The following is a 22,595-nucleotide window of genomic DNA, read 5'->3' on the forward strand; positions in this document are numbered from 1 at the left end:
GCCTTTCTAATTAATTTCAACTAAAATCTCCATAAGTTCTTCCTGTAATCCCAAAAGTCTGCAAATCATCAGTGCTTCTTTCGGAGGCTGTGCATACTTTTCTACTTTAAAAATACCGTAGTTCATAAACTCCGCTATCGCCGTGATTTTTGCATCATCACTTGATTTTGTAATAAGTGCCTTGGATATTCTCTCCTCCGAAGCTCCCTGTAAGCCCCTTACCTGATAGTGACTTCCTGAAAGCTCCGCAACATGATCAAAATGTGTTACCAAAAGACTTATTGCTCTTTTTTTATTTAAAAGCGCTACAAGTCCTCTTACTATACTCTCACCTTCCTTAGGATTTGTTCCTCTTGCAAACTCGTCCAATATTGCAAATATATATTTACCTTCTATCTCATTCAAAAGATTTTTAAGCTCCACTATCTGTGCACCGAAGCTTGATAATCCCTTATCTACCGACTGTGACTCTTCGGATATTATAACTATTTCATCAAATAAAGGAATACTTGCAACATTTGCATACACAAAGAATCCACATAATGCAAGATATGTATTAAGCGCTACCGTCTTTAATGTAACGCTCTTTCCGCCCATATTTGCACCTGTAAGTACTGTTGTTCCTATTGTCATATCTATGCTTACCGGTGTGAATTTCAGTCCCTTTTCTTCAAGTATATCACATATATAAGGATTTATCGTATCTTCCAGTATAAGTATATCCTCTGTAATCTTCGGAAGGCAGGAGGGGTAGAGTTTTGCCGCTCTGTATTTTTCCAATAGCAAATCAAATCTTCCGATTACATCTATATTCTTTATTACATTGTCAAAATACGGCCTTAAGTTTGCAGAAAGAACTTCTCTTATCTTTCTTTCTTCTCTTTCCTCTTCCACAGTTGCGGCAAGTCTTTTTTCCTTAAGTTCTTCGAAAGCTTTATCGCTCTCCTGCATTTTAATTTCTATATCACGTTTTTTTCTTCTGATTGCTTTCAGTTCATCCGAATAGTCGTCATAGATTGCAAATGTAGGTATTCTTCTTTTATCCGGATCAAGTATGTCCACCGCCTCACTTACAGACTCTATATTAAAACCTGTTAATCCTATTTCTCCTGATACTCTTTCGATAAGAGGTTTAAGTTTTTCCATATGCATCAAAAGTGTTTTTATCTCAAAGAGCTCTATATCAGACAATGTATTATCTCTGCCGAATTTAACGGAACCCCTTACATCTTTTATTTGCATAAAAATTCTTCTTATGGCATTAACATCTGATTTGACAGTATCATATTTTTGATACAGTTTATTCAGATTTTCAAGTTCTTCATTCAGTAAATCCTTTTCACCCCTTCCAAACGGAGTTATGTTTTTTATAAGCTCCGCTCCGAAAGGAGTGGCAGGCAACATCTTGCTTTTTATATATTCAAAGCCGATATTTTCTCTTTGCCAAAATTCCATGCTACCCCCTATGCTTGCTTTCAATATTTATAACCGGTAAATCTGTACACTTTTGCATATATTCCAGAAATTTTTCACTGTCATAGTGATGTCCGTAGGCTGAAAAAGGATTTATTGTAATCGCCACTATATTTATTGCCTCAATACATGAAAATATCAAACCTCTTTGTCTGAGTTTTTCAAAATTTTCATATTTTATCAAAATTCTTGAACCGTCAAAAAATACAAGTCTTTTTCCCTCAAGTTTGGCATTTGATAGCAGCAAAGAATTAATCATGGCATCGCTTAGAGCACCGTTTACAAATATACTCTCTATATCACTTTCCTTTGCCCAGACTTCTCTTAACTCAATCTTTTTATCAGTCTTTTTTATAGTATTTTCTTCTATTATATAGTACTTCTCACTGTAATTTTCTCTGTTAAAATCTTCAGGCAGCTTGAGTTTATATTCCGGAAGTGAAAAAAGCATTGCGGTATATGCGGTATCTCTTACAGTTTTTTCCATATCCGCACTGTATGAAGCACCGCTTGAAAGTATTGCCACATTACTTACCTTTCCTGTCGCAATACTCTTTCTCTCAAGTGCTCCGTCAATTAAAATCTTTCCCGAACTATGTTCTTTGAATTTATTACAAATCGTTGCCATCTGTGTTGCAATGGACGGACCGGCTATTTGTACAAAGCCGTCGCTCATGGCTCTGATTATTATTATCTCACCGAGAGGAGTATATATTCCCGTACTTTCCACTATTTCTTTTGTTATATCACAATATTTTATCAAATCTCTTGCCGTTGCAATATAATCATCCTTATAAACATATATCTCAGGCTTTTTGGTATTGGTCACAAGATCAAGTTCTTCGCCGTCTCTTCCTATGGATGTAAGCAGAATACTTTCTTTATTATTATGAAGTTTTTTTATTACCTCATTTAATACCGTGGTCTTTCCTGCATTCTTACACATTCCGATGAAAGAGACTCTTTCTTCATCCTTTATCAAATCATAGATATCCATTATTCTCTACCCTTTACAGGAAGCTGTGCCAAGATTATGGCGGAAAACATAAGTATTGCTCCAAGCATCTCACGACTTCCCAACATTTCCCCCAATATTATCCATGCGAATATCGCACTGAAAACACTCTCCAAACTCATCAAAAGACTTGCAATACTTGGTCTTACATATTGCTGCCCTACATTTTGCAATGTATATCCGCATGCTCCGCTGAAAATTCCTACAAATAAAAGTGCCGGTATTGCCTTAAGTATCATATCTGCTGACGGCATTTCGGCGGCAATCATCACAATACTTGAAAAAATTGCCACCGCCAAAAATTGAAATATAGACAAATCCAAGACGTCCACTTTTTTTACAAAATGAGCCACCGTTATTATCTGAAGGGCAAATAAAAATGCACAGAATAAAAGAATTGCGTCTCCGTACTCTAAATTGAATCCGTCATGTATACATAGTAAAAACAGTCCTGCAACACTCAGTACAACACTTATCCAAAGTCTAATTCCTTCTTTCATCTTAAAGAATATAATTGAAATAATCGGAACAAAAATCACGTACAATGCGGTGATAAATCCGGCTTTTGACGCATTGGATTCTTTTATACCTATCTGCTGCATAGCGCTTGCAATAAAAAGAAAGAATCCTGAGCATAGTGAAGCTATAATTAATGTCTTTTTATAAGACTTATTTATTGTATGTATGTTTGAATTTTTTTTACTCTTAAAAAAACATACCACAGGAATCATCGCAATAAAGGATATCCAACTCCTTATTGCCAAGAATGTATAAGCATTTACATATCTTGCTCCTATACTCTGTGCTGAAAAGGCCGATCCCCATATCAAAGCCGCGAGCAACAGCATAAGTACTCCGAGAGCATTTTTATTTTTTGACATATTGACCCCCATTGTTAAAATAGTAAATTTGCACTACTTATCTTATTATATCCCAATATTGTTATAAAAAAAAGATAAGATTATAACCAAAAAATGTAAAGATTACTTAATATTTGAATCTGGCAGACACTTTTCCACAACTCTGAGCAGATGGGTGTTAAAGTATCTTCAACAGTAGGCTCTTCAACATTTAACGCTACAGCAAACAAAATCATAAATAATGATACACAGATTACTGTTGAGATTCCTGCAGCAGGTGCAACTACACTTTCAGCAAAGGTTACAGGAGGCTCATTATACTCCAACACAGTTGCTCAGAGCTTAAACGACTATACATATGAGTATACTGTTGCTCCAAAGGTATCAGGTTCTATCACAGCTGCAGCTGCAAATGCTATATTTAATGCAAGCTCAAATATAGTAGCTCTTTCAAATACAACAGCTACTCCTGACGCTTCGGGAAACTTTACTCTTACTCTTCCTTCAGGAAAGAGCGTTCAAAACCTCGGTGCAAATGATGCAATCTTTGTGAGAAGAAAAGCAAAGAACTCAAATGCACAGTATATCTTTATAATAGACAGTGTTACTACAACTACAACTGTTGCACCTGCCGCACCTGTTGTTGCTACACCTTCAACACCGAGAGCAACATCTTCTACAGCTACAATTATGCCTGCAACACCATCTAATTCTGTAATTGCTACAGGCTCAAACTCAAGAAAGAACTCAGGCGGTTCAAGTTCAGGCGGCGGTTCAGGCAGACGTTCTTCAAGCAACAATTACACTGCTACAACTCCAAGCCAGACACCTGCGGCTCCAAGTGTAACACCTGCAACTCAGAATACAGCAGGCGAAGCTACAAAGGTACCTTCACCTACAGGTCCTTCTGCAAGAAAGAACACAAGAGGCAAACTTAATGTTCCTAAGACTGCCGATGTTTCAGACATGACAGGAAGTGTAATGATGCTTTTAGGCTCACTCGTAGCTATGGGAATGGTTGCCGGAGTTACAAAGAAGAAAGAAGACTGATAAATATTTATACATCCCTCTTTAAAGGCAATATATATCCAAAATAAAGGATATATATTGCCTTTTATTTTTTCTGATATTATAATTCATTTGTATTTTGTTATGGAGAAATATATGAGACGAAAAAATACTACACATGAAATGATGATGGGCTACATGGCTACAGCACTGTTGGAACTTATGCTTGAGAAAGATTATACTAAAATTTCAATCGGTGAGATTGCCAAAAAAGCCGGTGTGGACAGATCATCTTACTACAGACATTTTAAATCCAAGGAAGATATTATATCATTCTTTTTTGATATGGTTTTAAAAGAATCGCTTGACGGATATACAAACCTTTCAAGCATTGATTTTACACTGTATATACATTCAATATATACCGCTTTTTTTAATTACAAAAATGAAATTTTGCTTATTCATTATGCAAATCTCTCATTCCTGCTTTTGGATGTGCTTTCAAAGAGATTTCAGTTCAGTGAACTTGCCGCGCAGTTTCCGCTCACAAAGCAATATGAGCTTTCTTATATTATAGGCGGAATTTACAACAATCTGATATTCTGGATGAGCAGAGATATGAAGGAAACTCCCGATGAACTAACGGAGATTTCTCTTCAATTCAGAAATGAAGACTCGCTTTCTTTATTAAGCCTTAGATAAAAAAAGGATGAGCTGTTAACTCATCCGTTTTTATTATCTAAAATTTTCCTTCAAGAGGTTTCATCGCTCTTTCAAGTATACCGTTCATATAAGCTATTGATATACCGTAATTTGTCATAGGTATTGTAGCTTCATTTGCATACTTCATCCTTGACTTCATCTGGTTTTCATTTAACATACAGGCACCGCAATGAATTATTATCTTATATACTGAAAGATCTTTTGGGAACTCTCCTCCGCTTGAAAGTTCAAACTTCAACTCATCTTCATCCTGCAGTCCGGTAAATTTTCTGACCAGCCTCGGTATCTTTACACTTCCGATATCCTCGCATTGTCTGTGATGTGTACAGCCCTCACTTATAAGTATTTTATCTCCTTTTTTAAGTGTGTCTATCACTCTTGCGGCATTATAAAGATTGTAAAGAGCGCCCTTATAGTTTGCAAATATTATTGAAAATGAAGTAAGAGGTATGCTTTGCGGTATCAATTCATCCACTTCCTTAAACACCTGTGAATCACATACAACCAATGCAATATCATTAAACTTTTTTAATGTCGCTTCTATCTCATTCACCTGAACCACAACCGCAATACCATGTCTGTCAAGAATTTCTCTTATTACCTGCTGCTGCGGTAAAATAAGTCTGCCCTTCGGTGCCGATGAATCTATAGGTGTTACAAGCATTATAATATCACCTTCCTTCATCATATCACCAAGTATGGTCTTTTCTTTCTTTTCTTTGCCGAGAACCTCAGACATAATTTCTTTTAGCTTATCTATATTGATATTATTTAATGCTGAAACATATATATCAATCTTTTCATCTTTTCTTTCTTCATCTGCTATAGAGTCGCATTTATTTCCTACAACAAGACATCTCTTTTCTTTTATCTTTTCTAAAAATTCAAGTTCATCATCACTGAACTCACTACCTGCATCCACCACAAATAGTATGAGATCTGCCCTGTCAATATATTCCAGACTCTTTTCCACTCTTAAATTTCCAAGGCTGCTCTTATCGTCAAGTCCCGGTGTATCCACAAGTACCACAGGTCCGAAAGGCAAAAGCTCCATACTCTTTTTTACAGGATCTGTTGTGGTACCGCTGATATCGGATACTATTGCAATGTCCTGTGAGGTTATAGCATTTATCAAGCTTGATTTTCCAACATTACAGCGACCGAAAAGGCAAATAGTCGCTCTCTCTCCCATCGGTGTACTATTCATATCAGAACCTGAAATCCCTTGCATTTGTAGTTTCAATTTCATTTATATACTGAATCGCTCTTTCCTTCACCTTCGGATTGCTTACCTTTTCAATCTCCGATTTTATCATCTTCATTCCATGCTCTTTGGTCTGATCGGATGCATAATCGGTCATATATTCGCTGAGTGTCATAAGAGCATTCGGATGACAACAGTTTATGATCTGTCCGCTCTTACAAAGGCTCATAAATCTGTCACCTGTTCTGCCTTCTCTGTAGCAGGCGGTACAAAATGAAGGTATATGTCCCATTCCCATAAGCCAATCCACTACCTCATCCAAAGTTCTTTGATCGGATACATCAAACTGCTCCGAATCTGTAGGTCTGATTTCCTCAGTATATCCGCCGACTGAAGTTCTTGAAGCACCGCTTATCTGTGATATTCCCACCTTCAAAGCTCTTTCTCTTACTTCCTGACTCTCTCTTGTGGAGATAATCATTCCGGTATAAGGAACCGCTATTCTAATACATGCAATAATTTTTTCAAATATATCATCATCAAGTCCGTTATCAAAAGTATCCGGATCTATATCATCGGCTCTTTTAATTCTCGGTACGCTTATAGTATGAGGTCCTACTCCGAATGTAGCTTCCAAATGTTCCCCATGCATCAAAAGTCCTGCAAACTCGTATTTATATGACTCCAGTCCGAAGAGTACTCCAAGGCCTACATCATCAATTCCGCCTTCCATAGCTCTGTCCATAGCCTCGGTATGGTAGATATAGTTATGCTTAGGTCCTGTAGGATGAAGGCTCTCATAGGATTCTTTATTATAGGTCTCCTGGAAAAGTATATATGTTCCGATTCCGGCTTCATGAAGCTTCTTATAATTTTCCACTGTGGTAGCCGCAATATTTACATTTGCTCTTCTTATAGCACCGTTTTTATGCTTTATACTGTAGATAGTCTTTATAGATTCAAGTATATACTCAATAGGGCTGTTTATAGGATCTTCTCCCGATTCTATGGCAAGTCTCTTATGTCCCATATCCTGAAGTGCAATTACCTCATTCTTTATCTCTTCCTGAGTCAGTTTTTTTCTCGCAATATTCTTGTTCTTTGCATGATATGGACAGTATACACATCCGTTTACACAGTAGTTTGAAAGATAGAGGGGTGCAAACATTACTATTCTGTTTCCGTAGAAAGTCTGCTTTATCTCTCCTGCAAGAGCATAAATCTTCTCTATGATTTCCTTGTCCTCACAGGCAAGAAGTACTGATGCCTCTCTGTGAGTAAGCCCTTTGGCTATAATACCTTTCTCCGTTTTTTTCGGTCTTGCTTTTTCAAGATATTCTTCTATCAAAGGAATATTATTTTTATTTTCCTCGGCAAACTTAATTGTCTCCAATATTTCTTCATGGTTTATAAATTCTTCGGCATTTCTTGATTTTACATCGTATTTAAACATTTATAATCTCCTCTTACTTTTGCAACTCCGTAACCTATATTGTTGATTCTGTTGGTAATACATCCGATGCAGTGAGCGGCTTCATCTCCTGTACATACTTTTCCGTCATATAGTTCATATTTTTTTCTTGTTTTTAACGGTGAAAGATTCGGCATCACCACATTTGCACCTGCCAGTATTCCCTTCTCTCTTCCCAGATTGTCCAGTGTACTTAAAGAAGTCGTTGCAGGTATTAGCATATTCGGTCTCATTATTCTAAGTATGGCTATCAAAAATAAAGTCATTTGAATACTTCCGCTTTTTTCGTCCTTAAATGCAGTATCATGATGCGGTATAAAAGGTCCTATACCGCACATCTGCGGTCCGAACTCTTCTATAAACTTTAAATCCTTTGCCAATGTAAAAGAGCTTTGATACGGTGAACCCACCATAAATCCGCATCCTACCTGAAATCCAATATCTTTTAAATCTTTAAGACAGTTCATTCTGTGTTCAAATGACATCTGCTTAGGGTGAAGTTTCTCGTAATGTTCTTTATCCGCAGTCTCATGTCTTAAAAGATATCTGTCCGCACCTGCGTCAAACATTTTCTGATAGTCTTCTTTCTCATATTCTCCCAAAGAAAGCGTAACGGCAACGTCCTTATACTTTTCCTTGATTTTCTTTACAATACTACATATATAATCCGGTTCAAATTTTCCGTCTTCACCTCCCTGCATTACAAAGGTTCTATAACCGAGCCTATATCCTTCATCCGCACATTCAAGTATTTCTTCTTCTGTGAGCCTGTAGCGGTCACAATTTCTGTTTGAATGTCTTATTCCACAATAATAACAGTCGTTTTTGCAAATATTGCTTATCTCTATGAGGCCTCTGAGATAAACATCTTTACCGTAATTTTCATCGCCTATAATTCTTGCCTTTTTACTGATATAGTCAAATACCTCTTCATTCAAATTTTCTACAAGATATTTGTATTCTTCAAGGTCAAGGCTTCTTTCTTTTTCAAGCTTATCTATCAGTGCAATGCTTTTATCGATTTCCAAATATCTGTCATATTCGGTATTTTTAAAGTCCGTCTTATAAAGTGATATATCTTTAGCCATTTGCGTCACCCACATTTGAATAAGCGGTTTTAATACTTACCCCGGGTAATTTTCCGATTTTACCTGACAAACTTGAAATCAGATTATTAGGTGCGTCGAGAGCAACCGACAACACACTTATACCTCTTTTGTGATATGGTATTCCCATTCTTCCGATAATATGATCCCCGTACTCGTGCAATAAATCATTGAGTTCTTTTACAGAATCCCTGTCCTCCACAATTATTGCCATCAATGCTACTCTGTTATCCATATTTCCCCTTTATAAATAATAGATTTTTGTATCAAAAAAACCCAAAGCCTCGGTGGCTTTGGGTACTCAAATAAATGTGCCTTCGCACAATCTTATACATTCACAAACCACCTTCCAAGTCAGATACAATATAAAGATCCCGTCTTCCCTGTTAGGAGCATCTGTATACAATGTAAATCCTTTTTAGTTGTTTGTCAATATATATCCTATCGTTACTTTTATAACTATATTTTACTATAACTTTTTAATATATACTTAATCATCAATCTCAGAGCTGCTTGATATTATCGCACCGCTTGCAGCATCGATATCATAGTCATATTCTACATTTCCGACCTTAAACTCAATCTCATAAACTCTTACGCCGTCATCCGTATCAAGCTCCACCTTTGTAAAGCTTGCACCGCTTACGCCCGCATGAGAAAGTGCTATCTGCTTAGCTCTGTCTGCCGAAATACCTGAGGCTGCAGCCTGTGTAGGTGCTGCCGTCTGTGGTTGTGTAGCGGCCTGTGTAGGTGCCGCCGTCTGTGGTTGTGTAGCGGCCTGTGTAGGTGCCGCCGGCTGTGTAGGTACTTCTGTCTGTGCCGCTGTTGTTGCTGCAGGTGCAGGCTGTGTTTCTGCCGGCTGTGCTGTTGTGGCGGCTGCAGTATTGTTCTCTACAGCAGCACTTGTAGCGATTCCTTTTTCTCTTGCATCCTCATCTATATCTTCAATAGCATCTGCAATATTTTCCCAGATACTGTCATCAGAATCATAATCAACTATATCTCTGATATCTATGCCCTTTTGTACAACCAGACTTGCAATCTCACTTACTTTCATCTTTGCAAGCTCTTTTGCATCCAACGAACCGTCTTTAGCGGCAAGATTCAGTACAAATACCGCCTTTCCTATGGATATATTGTTTTCTGCGGCAAACTTCTTAGCATCCACAGTACTCTTTACAGTCTGATTTATAACTGTTGCCTGTACCGAATTTGTTGAAAGCGCAGTATTTATATCGTTTAACACCTCTGCTTTAACTTTGTTTGCCTTATCTTCATTATCATTTCTTACGGTAACCAAAATACCTGTATTGTCATTTTGGATATAACCCTTTTGAACCATTGAACCTATAAGTGCATTAACTGCAACCTTAAGCTCCGTATTCTTAAGATTCATACCGTCAATTACAGCGGCTCCGTCCTGATTTGTAGGCTGAACTTCCAAAACCTTGTTCTTTTTGTTTGTTACAATTTCAACTCCCGGATTTACGTCAATATCCACATGTGAATCCGGCACAAAATTATTTCCGTAATATGGTACTCCTACAACTCCTACTGCAAACAGCACACAAGCGGCAGCCGCCACTCCTACAAATCCCTTACCGAATATATTAAATTTCTTCTTCATTCCTTTTTCAATCCTTTCTGCGTCGACAGAAACGATATTTTCAGAAATTTTTTTAAACATATCCTCGGGAATCATTCCCGATACAGCAGTGTCGAGCTTCTTCTCAATTTCCTCTCTTTTCATCAAAAGCCCTCCTCTTCCAAGTATTTCTGCATCTTCCTGACAGTCCTGTTGTACTTTGAAAGTACGGTATTTATGGACATATCAAGTAATTCCGCTATTTCACGATTCTTAAGACCTGCTACCGCATGTAGTAAAAGTATCGTTCTCTCATTATCGTCCAACTTATTTATTGTTGTTTTAAGAATAATACGCTCACTGAGATCTTCCACAAAGGAAAAATCCTGTTCCGGCAAATCGTTATCATCTTCTAAACTACCCTCTTTTTTTCCGTCACGAATCTTCATAAGTGCAAAATTTCTTGCTATCGTAAAGATCCATGCCATAGGTTTATCATATGAGGTGTAATCTGCTGCCTTTTGATAGATTTTCAAAAAAGTATCCTGCAAAATATCCTCTGCATCATGAGTATTTTTTGTTATTGAAAGGGCAAAGGCATATACACTTTTATGAGTTTTTTCATATAAAGTATGTAAAGCCTCCATACTTCCCTTTGCGATATCTTTTATAAGTTTATCATCCACCGTCGATGAAGCTTTTGATCCCTCCTCCAAGACCGCCACAAAATTAAGCATCTAATAATCATCCTTTCAATATATTAATGCATGAGAATATCATTTTATTGCATGCTGTTGAAATCTTTTTATTTTTTAAAAACTTTTTCTCATCAGTATTAAACATAATATTGCGGTAAACATTTCCGCCGCAAAAAATGAGCTCCATACTCCCGTTATTCCGAAAATCCCCGGTAAGATAAGTGCAAATACAATTATTGCCACTATACCTCTTGATATTGCTATAAGAGAGGACTCCCTTCCTCTTCCTGTAGCACTGTAAAATCCCGCCGTAATAATATTGAATGCGGCAGGTATAAATCCTATAAAATAAATTCTGATACCCGGAATAGCATAATTTGCCAGTACATCGGAATTTTCATTGTTGAATGCGGCTATAATGTTTGGAGCAAATGCCATAACCACTGCCACCAAAAATCCCGCTATAATCATACCTGTAAAAAGTGAATATAAGTAAATCTTCCTTAAATCCTTTTTCTCACCTTTACCGTAAGTTTCACTTGCCACCGGCTGCAAGCCTTGTGAGACACCGTTTAACATCGCCACTCCCACCAAGGCGGAGTTTGCTATAACTCCATATGCCGCAACCGCTATATTGCCTACAAGTGAGAGTAAAATAAAATTAAATACTATCGTTATTATTCCGTTTGAAATTTCACCTACAAATGCCACCAGGCCGAGACTGCATGATAGAATCAATTTTTTTACTGAAGGCAAATTGAAGCAAAAACGCACATTATTCTTTTTTGACAAAAAATGTACCATACAGATACTCATACTTACTATAGGTGATATTCCTGTTGCAAGTGCCGCACCTGCCATCCCCATTCCTACAGGGAACATAAGTATGTAATCAAATATTATATTAAAAATTCCGCTTATAAGTGTTGCCGCCATAGCAATCCTCGGTGAGTTGTCATTTCTCACAAAGGCTGTAAATGTAAAGTTCAACATAAAAAACGGCGAGAAGCAAAGAATTATACGTGCATATGTGTGAGTTACATGCACTATAACCTCATCTGCACCGAAAATTCTAAGCACCACATCCGGAACAAAAATACCCAGAATTAAAAATGGTAAACTAAATAGTAAGGTACAAATAAATGAATTTGAAAAATATTTATCCGCGCTGTTTTTATCACCCAGTGATTTTAATAATGTGTACTTTGTTGCGGAGCCTATTCCTATCATGGCTCCTATAGCAAATGTTATTGCAAATATCGGTAAAACAAGATTTAAACCTGTTATGCCGTTTGCCCCTTCCGCCATTGATATAAAAATAGTATCCGCCAATACATAACATGATGTACCTGTTGTAGCAAGGATATTTGGCAGAATATATCCTCTAAGTTTTTTTTCAATCATAAAAGACTCTCCTGTCATAGTTATCGAATTATATCATAAGTTTTCTGTAAGCTCAATCAAAGGGAAGTTTATTACATAAAAAATAGCAGTCATAGACTGCTACTTTTATATATCAAAGATGGTATTATACTAACTCAAGTAAAACTTCCATAGCCGCATCTCCCTTACGAAGACCGATCTTAACTATTCTTGTGTATCCACCCTTACGATCTGCATACTTTGGACCGTACTCATCGAAAAGCTTCTTTGCAAGGTCAACAGACTTTGTATTCTTCTTCTTTCCGGCTGCCTTTGCAGGTAACTCTGTTGGAACATATACTACAGCATTGATTTTGCTTCTTGCATGAAGTCTTGAAGGTCTGTCTTTCTTGATTTCCTTCTCTACCTCATCATAAACAGTAACTTTCTTACCGTCTACAACTTCTTTTACTCTCTTGCCGTCAGCATCTTTTCTTGCAACCTTTGCATTTACCTTTACAAGGTCGAAGTTATCCTTCTCCTTAACAGCTAATGCTATAAGCGGCTCAACAATCTTTCTGATCTCTTTTGCTCTAGCTTCTGTAGTTACAATCTTACCATGCTGTAAAAGTGCTGTAACCTGGTTTCTCAATAATGCTTTTCTCTGACTTGATGTCTTTGAAAGTTTTCTATACTTTGCCATTTTTTCTCCTCCATAGGAAACATATATACGCAAACATTGGACTTACTATATATGTCTGTTTATTCTTTTTTATGATTCTTCGCTCTCACGAAGGTGAAGTCCGAGCTCTTCAAGCTTTTGAAGGACTTCCTCTAATGATTTTCTACCCAGATTTCTGACTTTCATCATATCATCTGAAGTACGTGAACACAATTCTTCAACTGTATTGATTCCTGCTCTCTTTAAACAGTTGTAAGATCTAACTGACAGTTCAAGTTCATCTATATTCATCTCCAGAACTTTTTCCTTGTCATCCTCTGCTTTTTCTACCATTACATCGACAGTTTTAGCGTTATCAGACAAATCTATAAACAGATTAAGGTGCTCACTCAAAACTTTGGCAGCTAAACTTACCGCCTCATCAGGTGCCAATGTACCGTTTGTAGTAACATCAAGTGTTAACTTATCAAAGTCTGTCATCTGACCTACACGAGTGTTCTCTACAAGAAGATTTACTCTCTCTACAGGGGTATAGATAGAATCGATTGCTATCACGCCTATAGGAGTATCCTCTCCTTTATTTTTATCTGAACTTACATAACCTCTACCGTTTGTTATTGTCAGTTCCATGTAGAACTTTCCTTCTGAAACTGTTGCAATAACCTGGTCTTTGTTAATGATTTCTATACTTGGATCACATTGAATATCTTCTGCAGTGATAACTCCTTCACCGTCAAAATCTATATAAGCAACCTTCGGCTCATCATCAATAGATGTATTCTTGATTGCAAGGCTCTTTACATTCATTATGATCTCTGTCACATCTTCTTTTACTCCCGGTATGGAAGAAAATTCATGCAACACGCCGTCAATCTTAACCTGACTGACAGCCGATCCAGGGAGGGATGAGAGCATGATTCTTCTTAGGGAATTGCCTAAAGTTGTTCCATAACCTCTCTCCAGTGGTTCACATATGAATCTGCCGAACTTCTTATCCTCGGAAATTTCTGCAATCTCTATATTGGGTTTTTCAAAATCAAACACGAATGTCCCTCCTTTTAGATAAACTATATCTATGTCTCAAATATTTGAGACTTGGTTAATACTTCAAGGCTAAAATATTTCTATTATTAGCAAATCAGCTGATACAAAAATAAGTATCAGCTGTTAAGATTCCTATTACTTAGAGTACAACTCAACGATAAGAAGTTCGTCTACAGGAACATCAATTTCTTCTCTTGTAGGGAGGCTCTTTACAGTACCTTTTAAGTTTTCAAGATCTGCATCAATCCAAGCCGGTACAATTCTTCCGGCTGTTGACTCTACAACTTCCTTATATCTTGCAGATGATTTTGCCTTCTCTTTGATCTCTATAACATCTCCTGCCTTTACAAGGTAAGATGGAATATTTACACACTTACCGTTTACAAGAACGTGCTTATGATCAACAATCTGTCTTGTCTCTTTTCTTGTTCTGCCGAATCCCATACGGAAAACAACATTGTCAAGTCTTCTCTCCAAGAGAATCATAAGGTTCTCACCAACCTGACCCTTCATTCTCTCAGCCTTAGCATAGTAGTTTCTGAACGGTTTCTCTAATACACCGTAGATAAACTTTGCTTTCTGCTTTTCTCTAAGCTGCAAACCGTACTCACTAAGCTTACGGCCTGCTCTTTTTGTATCTCTGTTAGACTTTTTATCTATTCCCAGAAAACCCGGCTCAAGGCCAAGTGATCTGCATCTTTTAAGAACGGGAACTCTATTAATTGCCACTTTTAGTACCTCCTATTAGACTCTTCTGCGTTTTGGTGGACGACATCCATTGTGTGGTACCGGAGTTACATCCTTAATACTTGTTACTTCTATTCCACATGCAGCCAACGCACGAATAGCTGCTTCTCTTCCTGAACCGGGTCCCTTTACCATAACATCTACATACTTAAGTCCATGTACTAAAGCTGCTTTAGCAGCAGTTTCTGCAGCCATAGATGCCGCATATGGAGTAGATTTCTTTGAACCTCTAAATCCTAGACCACCGGCACTTGCCCATGATATCGCATTACCCTGGGTATCAGTTAATGTAACAATTGTATTGTTAAATGATGACTGAATATGTGCCTGTCCGCGTTCAACGTTTTTCTTTACGCGCTTCTTTGTCACCTTCTTGGTGGACGCATTCTTTGCCATTAAACTAACCTACCTTTTTAAACTTTACTACGCTCCTGTTTTTAAAACATACAGCGAAAATTACTTTTCGAAAAAATGAATAGATTATATTATCTATTATTTCTTCTTGTTTGCTACTGTCTTTCTTGGACCCTTACGTGTTCTTGCATTTGTCTTAGTCTTCTGTCCGCGAACCGGAAGATTCTTTCTATGACGAATACCACGATAACATCCTATTTCCTGTAATCTCTTGATGTTCATAGCGATCTCTCTTCTAAGATCACCCTCTACCATCTGAGTATCGGAAATAACCTGTGCCAACTCTTTTACTTCATCGTCTGTAAGATCCTTTACTCTTGTATCAGGATTTACATTAGCCTCTTTCAAGATACGTCTTGAACTTGTAAGACCTATACCATAGATATATGTCAAACCAATCTCAATACGCTTTTCTCTTGGTAAATCAACGCCTGCTATACGAGCCATTTACCTACTTCCTCCTTATTCCTATGCAGATCAACCTTGTCTCTGCTTGTGCTTTGGGTTCTCACAAATTACTCTGATGGAACCTTTTCTCTTAATTATTTTGCATTTTTCGCAAATCGGTTTCACTGAAGATCTGACCTTCATTGTAACTCTCCTTTCATCGCTACTAATAAAGACGCCATAGTATTATAGCATTAACTACTATAATATGCAAGGTCTTATTTTATTTATCACGCCAAATGATTCTTCCTTTTGTCAAATCATATGGAGATAATTCGATAGTAACTTTATCACCCGGTAAAATTCTTATATAATTCATTCTAAGTTTACCGCTGATATGTGCCAATACCTGATGCCCGTTCTCAAGCTCTACCTGAAACATAGCATTAGGTAACTTCTCAACAACTGTTCCTTCAATCTCTATAACGTCTGATTTAGACATTTATTCCTCCACTTTTTCAAGAGATATTTTAACTTAACATCGTTAAAGTTATCACCACTGTTCTTAATATCAATAAATTCATCACTTTTTCCAAGCCTGCTGACATGCTTTATGTTCTTTTTCTTAGGCTTGTCAAGAGTCTTTAATCTTCCGTCCGCAACATAGATGAAATCTTTGTCACAGTCTATAACCAGATAATGCTCTCCTCTGTCATGTCCCATTATCGATATTACAATATCACCTGTATTTATCATATTTTTCTTAAAGAAAGGATCTCAGGCTCACCGTCTGTTATCAAAATAGTATTTTCATAATGTGCCGCAAGCGAGTTGTCATCTGTAACAACCGTCCAGTCATCATCAAGCCATACCACTTCATCTCTTCCCGCTGTAATCATAGGTTCTATAGCAAGAGTCATTCCCGGCTGTAGTTTTATTCCGCCTCTTTTCATATCAAAGTTCGGAACTTCAGGATCTTCGTGAAGATGTGTACCTATACCGTGTCCCACAAGATCTCTTACTACACCGTATCCTCTATCCTTTGCATATGCTCCTATTGCTTTACAGATATCATTCAGGTGATTTCCCGCAATCGCATATTTTATTCCCTCGTAAAAGCACTCTCTTGTGACCTTTACAAGTTCCTTTGCTTTTTCGCTTCCTTCGCCTATTATATGGGTTCTGGCAGCATCTGAATGGTATCCCTTCCAGATAACACCTGCGTCTAGACTCACAACGTCTCCGTCTTTTAAAATTCTTTTCTTTGACGGAATACCATGTACAACTTCTTCATTTACAGACACACATATTGAAGCAGGATAACCGTGATAGTTCAAAAATGAGGGAACACAACCGTATGATCTTATTATCTCATCTCCGATTTTATTCACTTCATATGTACTCATACCTGCATGTAATGCCTTTTCCAATTCTTCATGAGTTTTAGCCAGTACTATTCCGGCCTCTCTCATCAATTGTATTTCTCTGTCAGACTTTATTGTTACTGCCATTTTCATCCTCACAATCTATTCCAAAACTGCAATAATGTCTAAGAATACTTCTTCCATATCCTTTGTTCCGTCTACTGAAGTCAAAATTTTCTCATTATCATAGTAGTCTATCAAAGGCTGTGTCTGATCATGATAAATCTCAAGTCTTTTCTTTACGGTCTCCGGCTTGTCGTCATCCCTGATTACAAGCTCGTTACCACATGTATCACATACATTTTCCGCTTTCGGTGCCGAATATACTATATGATATGTAGCTCCGCAATTTAAACATGCTCTTCTACCGCCCATTCTTGTGATAATCGACTCATCCGGAACGTCTATATTTACAGCATAATCGATTTTTTCACCAAGCTCCGATAACGCCTTTGTTAAAGACTTCGCCTGAGGTATTGTTCTTGGAAAACCGTCAAGTACAAAACCGTCTTTACAATCATCCTTATGTATTCTGTCTAAAAGCATTCCGATAGTAATATCGTCAGGGACCAACTCGCCCTTATCCATATACTCTTTTGCTTTATTTCCAAGCTCGGTTTTTTCTTTTATATTTGCTCTGAATATATCGCCTGTGGATATATGCGGTATATTATACTTTTTTGCAATTCTCTTTGCCTGTGTGCCTTTTCCGGCACCGGGTGCACCTAACATAATAATTTTCATGGCGTTTCTCCCCAATTTTAATTAGTAACCACGAAAAACCCCTGAAGAATATCCCCAGTGGTTTTTCGTAAGATGACTAGTCTAATAAGAATCCTCTGTAATTTCTTACAAGCATTTGTGATTCAATTGCTTTTATTGTCTCAAGGACTACACCAACAATGATGATCAGGGATGTTCCGGTAAATGAAAGTCTACTGATATTGAACAATCCTGAAATTATTATAGGTATGATACAAACTATTATGAGTCCTGTTGCACCTATAATGATAATGTAGCTTAAAATCTTTGAGAAGTAATCGCTGGTAGGTTTTCCCGGTCTGATACCCGGTATAAATCCGCCTGATTTCTTCATATTGTTAGCTACCTCAAGTGGGTTAAAAGTAATTGATGTATAAAAATAAGCAAATAAGATAATCAAAATGATATAAACTATAAGTCCGATTGAATACTTCGGTGCTTCAGGCTTAAACCACATTGATGAATTCATATATGTTAATATCTCACCTATTATTGAGCCGTTATTAATTTGCAAGAATTGGCCAATAACTATAGGTGTAGAGAATAATGAAGAAGCAAAAATAACAGGAATAACACCTGCAGTATTTACTTTAAGCGGAATATTGGATGATGTTCCGCCTACACTTCTTCTACCCTGCGTTTTGGATGAATACTGTACAGGAATCCTTCTCTCGGCGTCCTGTAAGATAATGGTGAATACTACCATTGCTACTATAAAAGCTATTATAATAACTGCGGCAACCACCATTCTTGCCACTGTCTGACCTTTTAAGAATCTGACATACAGATTGTTAAAGTCTGACGGTAATGAAGCAAGAATATTCAGAAGAAGAACAACAGAAATACCGTTTCCTACGCCATTTTCCGTAATTCTCTCTCCCATCCACATCAAAAATGCACTACCTGCTGTCATTGTAACTACAGCTACAACTACACTCTTTATTCCAAAATGAATTAAAAGTCCCTGTCTACCGAATCCTATTGCCATGGCTGAAGACTGTAAGAGGGCTAGTGCGACAGTTAAGTATCTTGTGTACTCTACTATCTTTTTTCTACCGTCTTCACCATCCTGTTGTAATTCCTCAAGTGCAGGAATTGCAATTGTCAAAAGCTGGATTATGATAGAACTTGTAATATATGGAGTAATGCTTAGTGCAAGCACACTCAGACTTTCAAATGAGCCTCCGGTGATTGCATTGAAAAATCCAAATGCGTCACCGGTCTGCTTTGCAAAAAAATCTTTAAAATAAGTTGTATTCACACCCGGTATCGGTAAATTACTGCCGAAGCGAATAATTACCAGCATTATAAATGTGTACAGAAGCTTCTTTCGTACATCCTTTACCTTAAATGCATTTCGGAGTGTTGTGAGCATTAGATCACCTCACAAGTTCCGCCTGCGGCTTCAATCTTAGCTTTTGCGCTTTCACTAACAGCAATGTACTTGATATTGAACTTCTTTGTTAATGAACCGTTTCCTAAGAGTTTAACTCCATCTCCAGTTTTTTTGATTATTCCTGCAGCTACTAATGTCTCAGGAGTAACTTCTATACCGTCCTCAAGACGATCAAGAACAGAAATGTTTACAGCTACGATATCCTTAGAGTTACGATTTGTAAATCCTCTCTTTGGAATACGTCTGTATAATGGCATCTGTCCACCTTCGAATCCCGGTCTTGTAGCACCTGAACGAGCTTTCTGACCCTTGTGACCCTTACCGGCAGTCTTACCGTTACCTGAACCATGTCCACGGCCACGTCTGAAATTATCGCTATGCTTTGAGCCTAATGCAGGCTGTAAATTAGATAAATCCATAACTACACCTCCTTCTTTAGACTTCTTCAACTTTTACAAGATGTCTTACATGCCAAATCATGCCTCTTACAGCATCATTATCAGGCATTTCCACTGTCTTGTTTAATTTTCTTAAACCAAGCGCCTCTACAGTTGCTCTCTGTTTTGGGATAGCACCGATAGGGGATTTAACCAATGTAATTTTTAACTTTGCCATATTTTCCTCCTATTATGCTAATATTTCTTCAACTGACTTTCCGCGGAGTTTTGCAATCTCCTCAGGAGTCTTAAGTGCTGCTAAACCTGCAAGTGTAGCAAGACATACATTTGTCTTGTTATTTGAACCTAAAGACTTTGAACGAATATTCTTATATCCTGCAAGCTCCAATACCGCACGGGCAGGGCCACCTGCGATGATACCTGTACCTTCAGGTGCTCTCTTTAAAAGAACACTTGCACTTCCGAATTTTCCTGTGTAATCATGTGGTACACTGAAATTCTCATCTATTCTAACTTCAACTAATGACTTAGTTGCAGCTTCTTTACCTTTACGGATAGCCTCAGGTACCTCTCCTGCTTTACCAAGACCGATACCGACATGACCATTACCGTCACCTACAACAACAAGAGCAGAAAACTTCATTGTACGTCCACCCTTTACGGTTTTGGATACACGCTTGATATTTACGACTCTGTCATTTAACTCCAATTTGCTTGGATCGATGATTTGTCTCTTCATGTATGTTTCTCCTCCTATTAGAATTGTAATCCTGCTTCACGGGCAGCTTCTGCCAATGCAGCAACCTTACCTTGATAGATAAATCCGCCTCTATCAAATACAACTTTGTCTATACCCTTCTCAAGTGCTCTCTTTGCAATAAGAGTTCCAACGAATGCTGCAGCATCTACATCATTTGTCTTTGAAAGCTCCGCTCTTGCACTCTTCTCAAGTGTTGAGGCACTAACTACTGTATTTCCCACTGTGTCGTCAATAATCTGAGCGTACATATGGTTGTTACTTCTAAATACAGCAAGACGTGGTCTCTCAGTTGTTCCGCTGAGACGATTACGTAATCTGTAATGCTTCTTAGTTCTAAGATCGCTTTTTGATTTTTTGCTAACCATTTACTTACCCTCCTATTATTTCTTACCGGTCTTACCGACTTTACGTCTGATAACTTCAGTAGAGTATTTGATACCCTTGCCCTTATATGGCTCAGGCTTTCTCTTGCCTCTTATTTCAGCAGCGTACTGACCAACTTTTTCCTTGTCAATACCCTGAATCTTTATGATGTTCTGTCCGTCAAGAACAGATGTGATACCTTCAGGATCTTCCATCTCTACAGGATGTGAATATCCGAGTGAAAGTACAAGCTTGTTTCCTTGCTTTGCTGCTCTGTAACCAACACCGTTTACCTCAAGTACCTTCTCATAGCCTTCGGTTACACCTACTACCATGTTATGTATAAGAGTTCTTGTGAGACCGTGTAATGCCTTATTCTTCTTTAAGTCATTTGGTCTAGTTACTACAATATCATCACCTTCCTGCTTAATAGTCATTTCTACAGGTAATGCTCTCTCAAGTGTACCCTTAGGACCTTTTACAGTCACATGATTATTTTCTGCAATTGTAACAGTTACTCCTGCCGGAATTGCGATAGGCATTCTTCCAATTCGTGACATGCCGTCTTCCTCCTTAAATTTGTCGTGAGCTTTTCGCTCAGGTTTTCAGGTTTATATCATCTAATAGGCAGCCATTAAAGAAATATTTCTTTATGACTACTGCTATTAGAGTTGAAACTTAATTTATATTTGTTTTGTCCACTCGACATTTGCATACACAAATGTGCCGGGTGGCGTCCACTCGACATCGGCAAACGTATATCTGCCGGTGGGTTCGACTCCACATTTGCATACATATGTATGCCGGGCGGCGTCCACTCGACTAAGCTCAAACTCGCTTTGCTCGTTTTCGCTAAGGCTCGGGACGGGCTTTCACACTAAACTCACGCTTCACTTTGCTCGCGTTCGTTAAGTGTTCAATGCCTACCAAACGAAAGCTAATACTTCTCCACCTACGTTAAGCTTTCTTGCTTCTTTGTCTGTGATAACGCCGTTATTTGTTGAAATAATAGCTGTTCCAAGACCGCCAAGAACTCTTGGAAGCTCTTCTCTGCTTGCGTATATACGTAAGCCCGGCTTTGAAATTCTCTTCAATCCACTTATTATTCTCTCGCTCTTGTTAGCTGTATACTTTAAGAATATCCTGATATCCTTGAAGTTACCATTGTCAACAAGTTCGTACTTCTCTACATAACCTTCTTCTACAAGTATGTTAGCTATTGCTATTTTCATCTTTGAGGAAGGAATATCAACTGAGTCATGTTTTGCAGTATTTGCATTTCTGATTCTGGTAAGCATATCTGCAATTGGATCGCTCATTGTCATGGAATTTTTTCCTCCTGTTTATTTTAAATGTATCTTGTATAACTTCTTTTCTTTGCTTTGATTAAGCCTTTTGATAAATACGTCCACTCGACTAAGCTCAAACTTCGCTTTGCTCGTTTTCGCTAAGGCTCGGGACGGGCTTTCGCACTAAATTCGCACAGCACTTCGTTTGTGCTCATTAAGTGCTCAATGCCTACCAGCTGGCTTTCTTAACTCCCGGGATTTGACCCTTATAAGCCAATTCACGGAAGCAAATTCTACAGATACCATACTTTTTAAGATAAGCATGTGGACGACCGCAGATTTTGCATCTGCTGTATTCTCTTGTAGAGAATTTTGCCGGTCTAGCCTGCTTAATCTTCATTGAAGTCTTTGCCATGAAATCTTC

The 22,595-nt window shown here is 37.8% G+C and carries 30 protein-coding genes; 2 read left to right on the forward strand and 28 right to left on the reverse strand.

Annotation, left to right across the window (positions count from 1 at the left end; genetic code table 11):
• Positions 1 to 6: 6 nt before the first annotated feature.
• From HMPREF1495_RS06665 to HMPREF1495_RS06675, 3 genes are read right to left on the reverse strand one after another with little or no spacing between them, the layout of a single operon-like run.
• Complete coding sequence (locus tag HMPREF1495_RS06665; protein ID WP_034213101.1) at positions 7 to 1,455, reverse strand: MutS-related protein; 1,449 nt, start codon at positions 1,453 to 1,455, stop codon at positions 7 to 9.
• A gap of 1 nt (position 1,456) precedes the next feature.
• Positions 1,457 to 2,470: a hypothetical protein gene (locus HMPREF1495_RS06670; protein WP_034213103.1), complete on the reverse strand. Its 1,014-nt coding sequence runs from the start codon at positions 2,468 to 2,470 to the stop codon at positions 1,457 to 1,459.
• Positions 2,470 to 3,369 (reverse strand): DMT family transporter, encoded by a 900-nt coding sequence (locus HMPREF1495_RS06675; protein WP_034213104.1) that lies wholly within the window; start codon positions 3,367 to 3,369, stop codon positions 2,470 to 2,472. Before HMPREF1495_RS06675 ends, HMPREF1495_RS06670 begins: the two co-directional genes overlap by 1 nt.
• 150 nt (positions 3,370 to 3,519) lie before the next feature.
• Here HMPREF1495_RS06675 and HMPREF1495_RS06680 point away from each other — a divergent pair, with 150 nt between their 5' ends.
• Together HMPREF1495_RS06680 and HMPREF1495_RS06685 are read left to right on the forward strand one after the other, a co-directional pair.
• Entirely contained in the window at positions 3,520 to 4,398 is an 879-nt protein-coding gene (locus tag HMPREF1495_RS06680) for a hypothetical protein (protein ID WP_242832871.1), read from the forward strand.
• A gap of 114 nt (positions 4,399 to 4,512) precedes the next feature.
• Complete coding sequence (locus HMPREF1495_RS06685) at positions 4,513 to 5,058, forward strand: TetR/AcrR family transcriptional regulator (protein WP_034213106.1); 546 nt, start codon at positions 4,513 to 4,515, stop codon at positions 5,056 to 5,058.
• A 37-nt stretch (positions 5,059 to 5,095) separates the two neighbouring features.
• On the opposite strand, the gene hydF is transcribed toward HMPREF1495_RS06685, so the two are convergent.
• The 25 genes from hydF to HMPREF1495_RS06810 all read right to left on the reverse strand — a co-directional run bounded on the left by hydF (position 5,096) and on the right by HMPREF1495_RS06810 (position 22,586).
• Positions 5,096 to 6,310, reverse strand: a complete 1,215-nt coding sequence (gene hydF, locus HMPREF1495_RS06690) for a [FeFe] hydrogenase H-cluster maturation GTPase HydF (protein ID WP_034213108.1) — start codon at positions 6,308 to 6,310, stop codon at positions 5,096 to 5,098.
• Complete coding sequence (gene hydG / locus HMPREF1495_RS06695; protein ID WP_007593287.1) at positions 6,288 to 7,736, reverse strand: [FeFe] hydrogenase H-cluster radical SAM maturase HydG; 1,449 nt, start codon at positions 7,734 to 7,736, stop codon at positions 6,288 to 6,290. Before hydG ends, hydF begins: the two co-directional genes overlap by 23 nt.
• The gene (hydE, locus tag HMPREF1495_RS06700) at positions 7,718 to 8,842 is read right to left on the reverse strand and encodes a [FeFe] hydrogenase H-cluster radical SAM maturase HydE (protein ID WP_084544502.1); all 1,125 of its coding nucleotides are present in this window, start codon (positions 8,840 to 8,842) and stop codon (positions 7,718 to 7,720) included. The genes hydG and hydE overlap by 19 nt, the downstream gene beginning before the upstream one ends.
• Positions 8,835 to 9,095 carry a TM1266 family iron-only hydrogenase system putative regulator gene (locus tag HMPREF1495_RS06705; RefSeq protein WP_007593290.1) on the reverse strand — a complete coding sequence of 87 codons (261 nt, stop codon included), beginning with the start codon at positions 9,093 to 9,095 and terminating at the stop codon, positions 8,835 to 8,837. Before HMPREF1495_RS06705 ends, hydE begins: the two co-directional genes overlap by 8 nt.
• Before the next feature lie 255 nt (positions 9,096 to 9,350).
• Positions 9,351 to 10,610: a PepSY domain-containing protein gene (locus HMPREF1495_RS06710; RefSeq protein ID WP_034213110.1), complete on the reverse strand. Its 1,260-nt coding sequence runs from the start codon at positions 10,608 to 10,610 to the stop codon at positions 9,351 to 9,353.
• Complete coding sequence (locus HMPREF1495_RS06715; RefSeq protein WP_034213112.1) at positions 10,610 to 11,182, reverse strand: RNA polymerase sigma factor; 573 nt, start codon at positions 11,180 to 11,182, stop codon at positions 10,610 to 10,612. The genes HMPREF1495_RS06710 and HMPREF1495_RS06715 overlap by 1 nt, the downstream gene beginning before the upstream one ends.
• Positions 11,183 to 11,257: 75 nt before the next feature.
• The gene (locus tag HMPREF1495_RS06720) at positions 11,258 to 12,547 is read right to left on the reverse strand and encodes an MATE family efflux transporter (protein WP_034213114.1); all 1,290 of its coding nucleotides are present in this window, start codon (positions 12,545 to 12,547) and stop codon (positions 11,258 to 11,260) included.
• A 124-nt stretch (positions 12,548 to 12,671) separates the two neighbouring features.
• Entirely contained in the window at positions 12,672 to 13,208 is a 537-nt protein-coding gene (locus tag HMPREF1495_RS06725; protein WP_009663030.1) for a bL17 family ribosomal protein, read from the reverse strand.
• Positions 13,209 to 13,277: 69 nt separating this feature from the next.
• Complete coding sequence (locus HMPREF1495_RS06730; protein WP_007593307.1) at positions 13,278 to 14,231, reverse strand: DNA-directed RNA polymerase subunit alpha; 954 nt, start codon at positions 14,229 to 14,231, stop codon at positions 13,278 to 13,280.
• Between the two features lie 135 nt (positions 14,232 to 14,366).
• Positions 14,367 to 14,960 carry a 30S ribosomal protein S4 gene (gene rpsD, locus HMPREF1495_RS06735; RefSeq protein WP_007593312.1) on the reverse strand — a complete coding sequence of 198 codons (594 nt, stop codon included), beginning with the start codon at positions 14,958 to 14,960 and terminating at the stop codon, positions 14,367 to 14,369.
• Between the two features lie 15 nt (positions 14,961 to 14,975).
• Positions 14,976 to 15,374 carry a 30S ribosomal protein S11 gene (rpsK, locus tag HMPREF1495_RS06740; RefSeq protein WP_007593313.1) on the reverse strand — a complete coding sequence of 133 codons (399 nt, stop codon included), beginning with the start codon at positions 15,372 to 15,374 and terminating at the stop codon, positions 14,976 to 14,978.
• Positions 15,375 to 15,470: 96 nt separating this feature from the next.
• Positions 15,471 to 15,839 (reverse strand): 30S ribosomal protein S13, encoded by a 369-nt coding sequence (gene rpsM, locus HMPREF1495_RS06745; protein ID WP_007593315.1) that lies wholly within the window; start codon positions 15,837 to 15,839, stop codon positions 15,471 to 15,473.
• A gap of 30 nt (positions 15,840 to 15,869) precedes the next feature.
• Entirely contained in the window at positions 15,870 to 15,983 is a 114-nt protein-coding gene (gene rpmJ, locus HMPREF1495_RS06750) for a 50S ribosomal protein L36 (RefSeq protein ID WP_003497809.1), read from the reverse strand.
• Positions 15,984 to 16,062: 79 nt separating this feature from the next.
• Positions 16,063 to 16,281 carry a translation initiation factor IF-1 gene (gene infA / locus HMPREF1495_RS06755; protein WP_007593317.1) on the reverse strand — a complete coding sequence of 73 codons (219 nt, stop codon included), beginning with the start codon at positions 16,279 to 16,281 and terminating at the stop codon, positions 16,063 to 16,065.
• Positions 16,260 to 16,535: a KOW domain-containing RNA-binding protein gene (locus tag HMPREF1495_RS06760; RefSeq protein ID WP_007593318.1), complete on the reverse strand. Its 276-nt coding sequence runs from the start codon at positions 16,533 to 16,535 to the stop codon at positions 16,260 to 16,262. Before HMPREF1495_RS06760 ends, infA begins: the two co-directional genes overlap by 22 nt.
• Positions 16,532 to 17,290 carry a type I methionyl aminopeptidase gene (gene map / locus HMPREF1495_RS06765; protein WP_034213119.1) on the reverse strand — a complete coding sequence of 253 codons (759 nt, stop codon included), beginning with the start codon at positions 17,288 to 17,290 and terminating at the stop codon, positions 16,532 to 16,534. The genes HMPREF1495_RS06760 and map overlap by 4 nt, the downstream gene beginning before the upstream one ends.
• 15 nt (positions 17,291 to 17,305) lie before the next feature.
• Positions 17,306 to 17,947: an adenylate kinase gene (locus HMPREF1495_RS06770; protein WP_034213121.1), complete on the reverse strand. Its 642-nt coding sequence runs from the start codon at positions 17,945 to 17,947 to the stop codon at positions 17,306 to 17,308.
• A 76-nt stretch (positions 17,948 to 18,023) separates the two neighbouring features.
• The gene (gene secY / locus HMPREF1495_RS06775) at positions 18,024 to 19,340 is read right to left on the reverse strand and encodes a preprotein translocase subunit SecY (RefSeq protein ID WP_007593321.1); all 1,317 of its coding nucleotides are present in this window, start codon (positions 19,338 to 19,340) and stop codon (positions 18,024 to 18,026) included.
• Positions 19,340 to 19,780 (reverse strand): 50S ribosomal protein L15, encoded by a 441-nt coding sequence (gene rplO / locus HMPREF1495_RS06780; protein WP_007593323.1) that lies wholly within the window; start codon positions 19,778 to 19,780, stop codon positions 19,340 to 19,342. The genes secY and rplO overlap by 1 nt, the downstream gene beginning before the upstream one ends.
• A gap of 16 nt (positions 19,781 to 19,796) precedes the next feature.
• A complete protein-coding gene (gene rpmD / locus HMPREF1495_RS06785) occupies positions 19,797 to 19,976 on the reverse strand; it encodes a 50S ribosomal protein L30 (protein WP_007593325.1) in 180 nt (59 codons plus the stop codon).
• A 12-nt stretch (positions 19,977 to 19,988) separates the two neighbouring features.
• Positions 19,989 to 20,498, reverse strand: coding sequence for a 30S ribosomal protein S5 (rpsE, locus tag HMPREF1495_RS06790; protein ID WP_007593327.1), 510 nt, complete (start codon positions 20,496 to 20,498; stop codon positions 19,989 to 19,991).
• 17 nt (positions 20,499 to 20,515) lie between these two features.
• Positions 20,516 to 20,884, reverse strand: coding sequence for a 50S ribosomal protein L18 (gene rplR, locus HMPREF1495_RS06795; protein ID WP_007593329.1), 369 nt, complete (start codon positions 20,882 to 20,884; stop codon positions 20,516 to 20,518).
• A gap of 15 nt (positions 20,885 to 20,899) precedes the next feature.
• On the reverse strand, positions 20,900 to 21,442 hold the full coding sequence (gene rplF, locus HMPREF1495_RS06800; protein WP_007593332.1) for a 50S ribosomal protein L6: 543 nt from the start codon (positions 21,440 to 21,442) through the stop codon (positions 20,900 to 20,902).
• 363 nt (positions 21,443 to 21,805) lie between these two features.
• Positions 21,806 to 22,207, reverse strand: a complete 402-nt coding sequence (rpsH, locus tag HMPREF1495_RS06805) for a 30S ribosomal protein S8 (protein WP_007593334.1) — start codon at positions 22,205 to 22,207, stop codon at positions 21,806 to 21,808.
• A gap of 193 nt (positions 22,208 to 22,400) precedes the next feature.
• Positions 22,401 to 22,586: a type Z 30S ribosomal protein S14 gene (locus tag HMPREF1495_RS06810; RefSeq protein WP_007593336.1), complete on the reverse strand. Its 186-nt coding sequence runs from the start codon at positions 22,584 to 22,586 to the stop codon at positions 22,401 to 22,403.
• Positions 22,587 to 22,595: the final 9 nt, after the last annotated feature.

The sequence above is a fragment of the Lachnoanaerobaculum sp. MSX33 genome (genome assembly GCF_000512995.1).
Classification (GTDB): Bacteria; Bacillota; Clostridia; order Lachnospirales; family Lachnospiraceae; genus Lachnoanaerobaculum.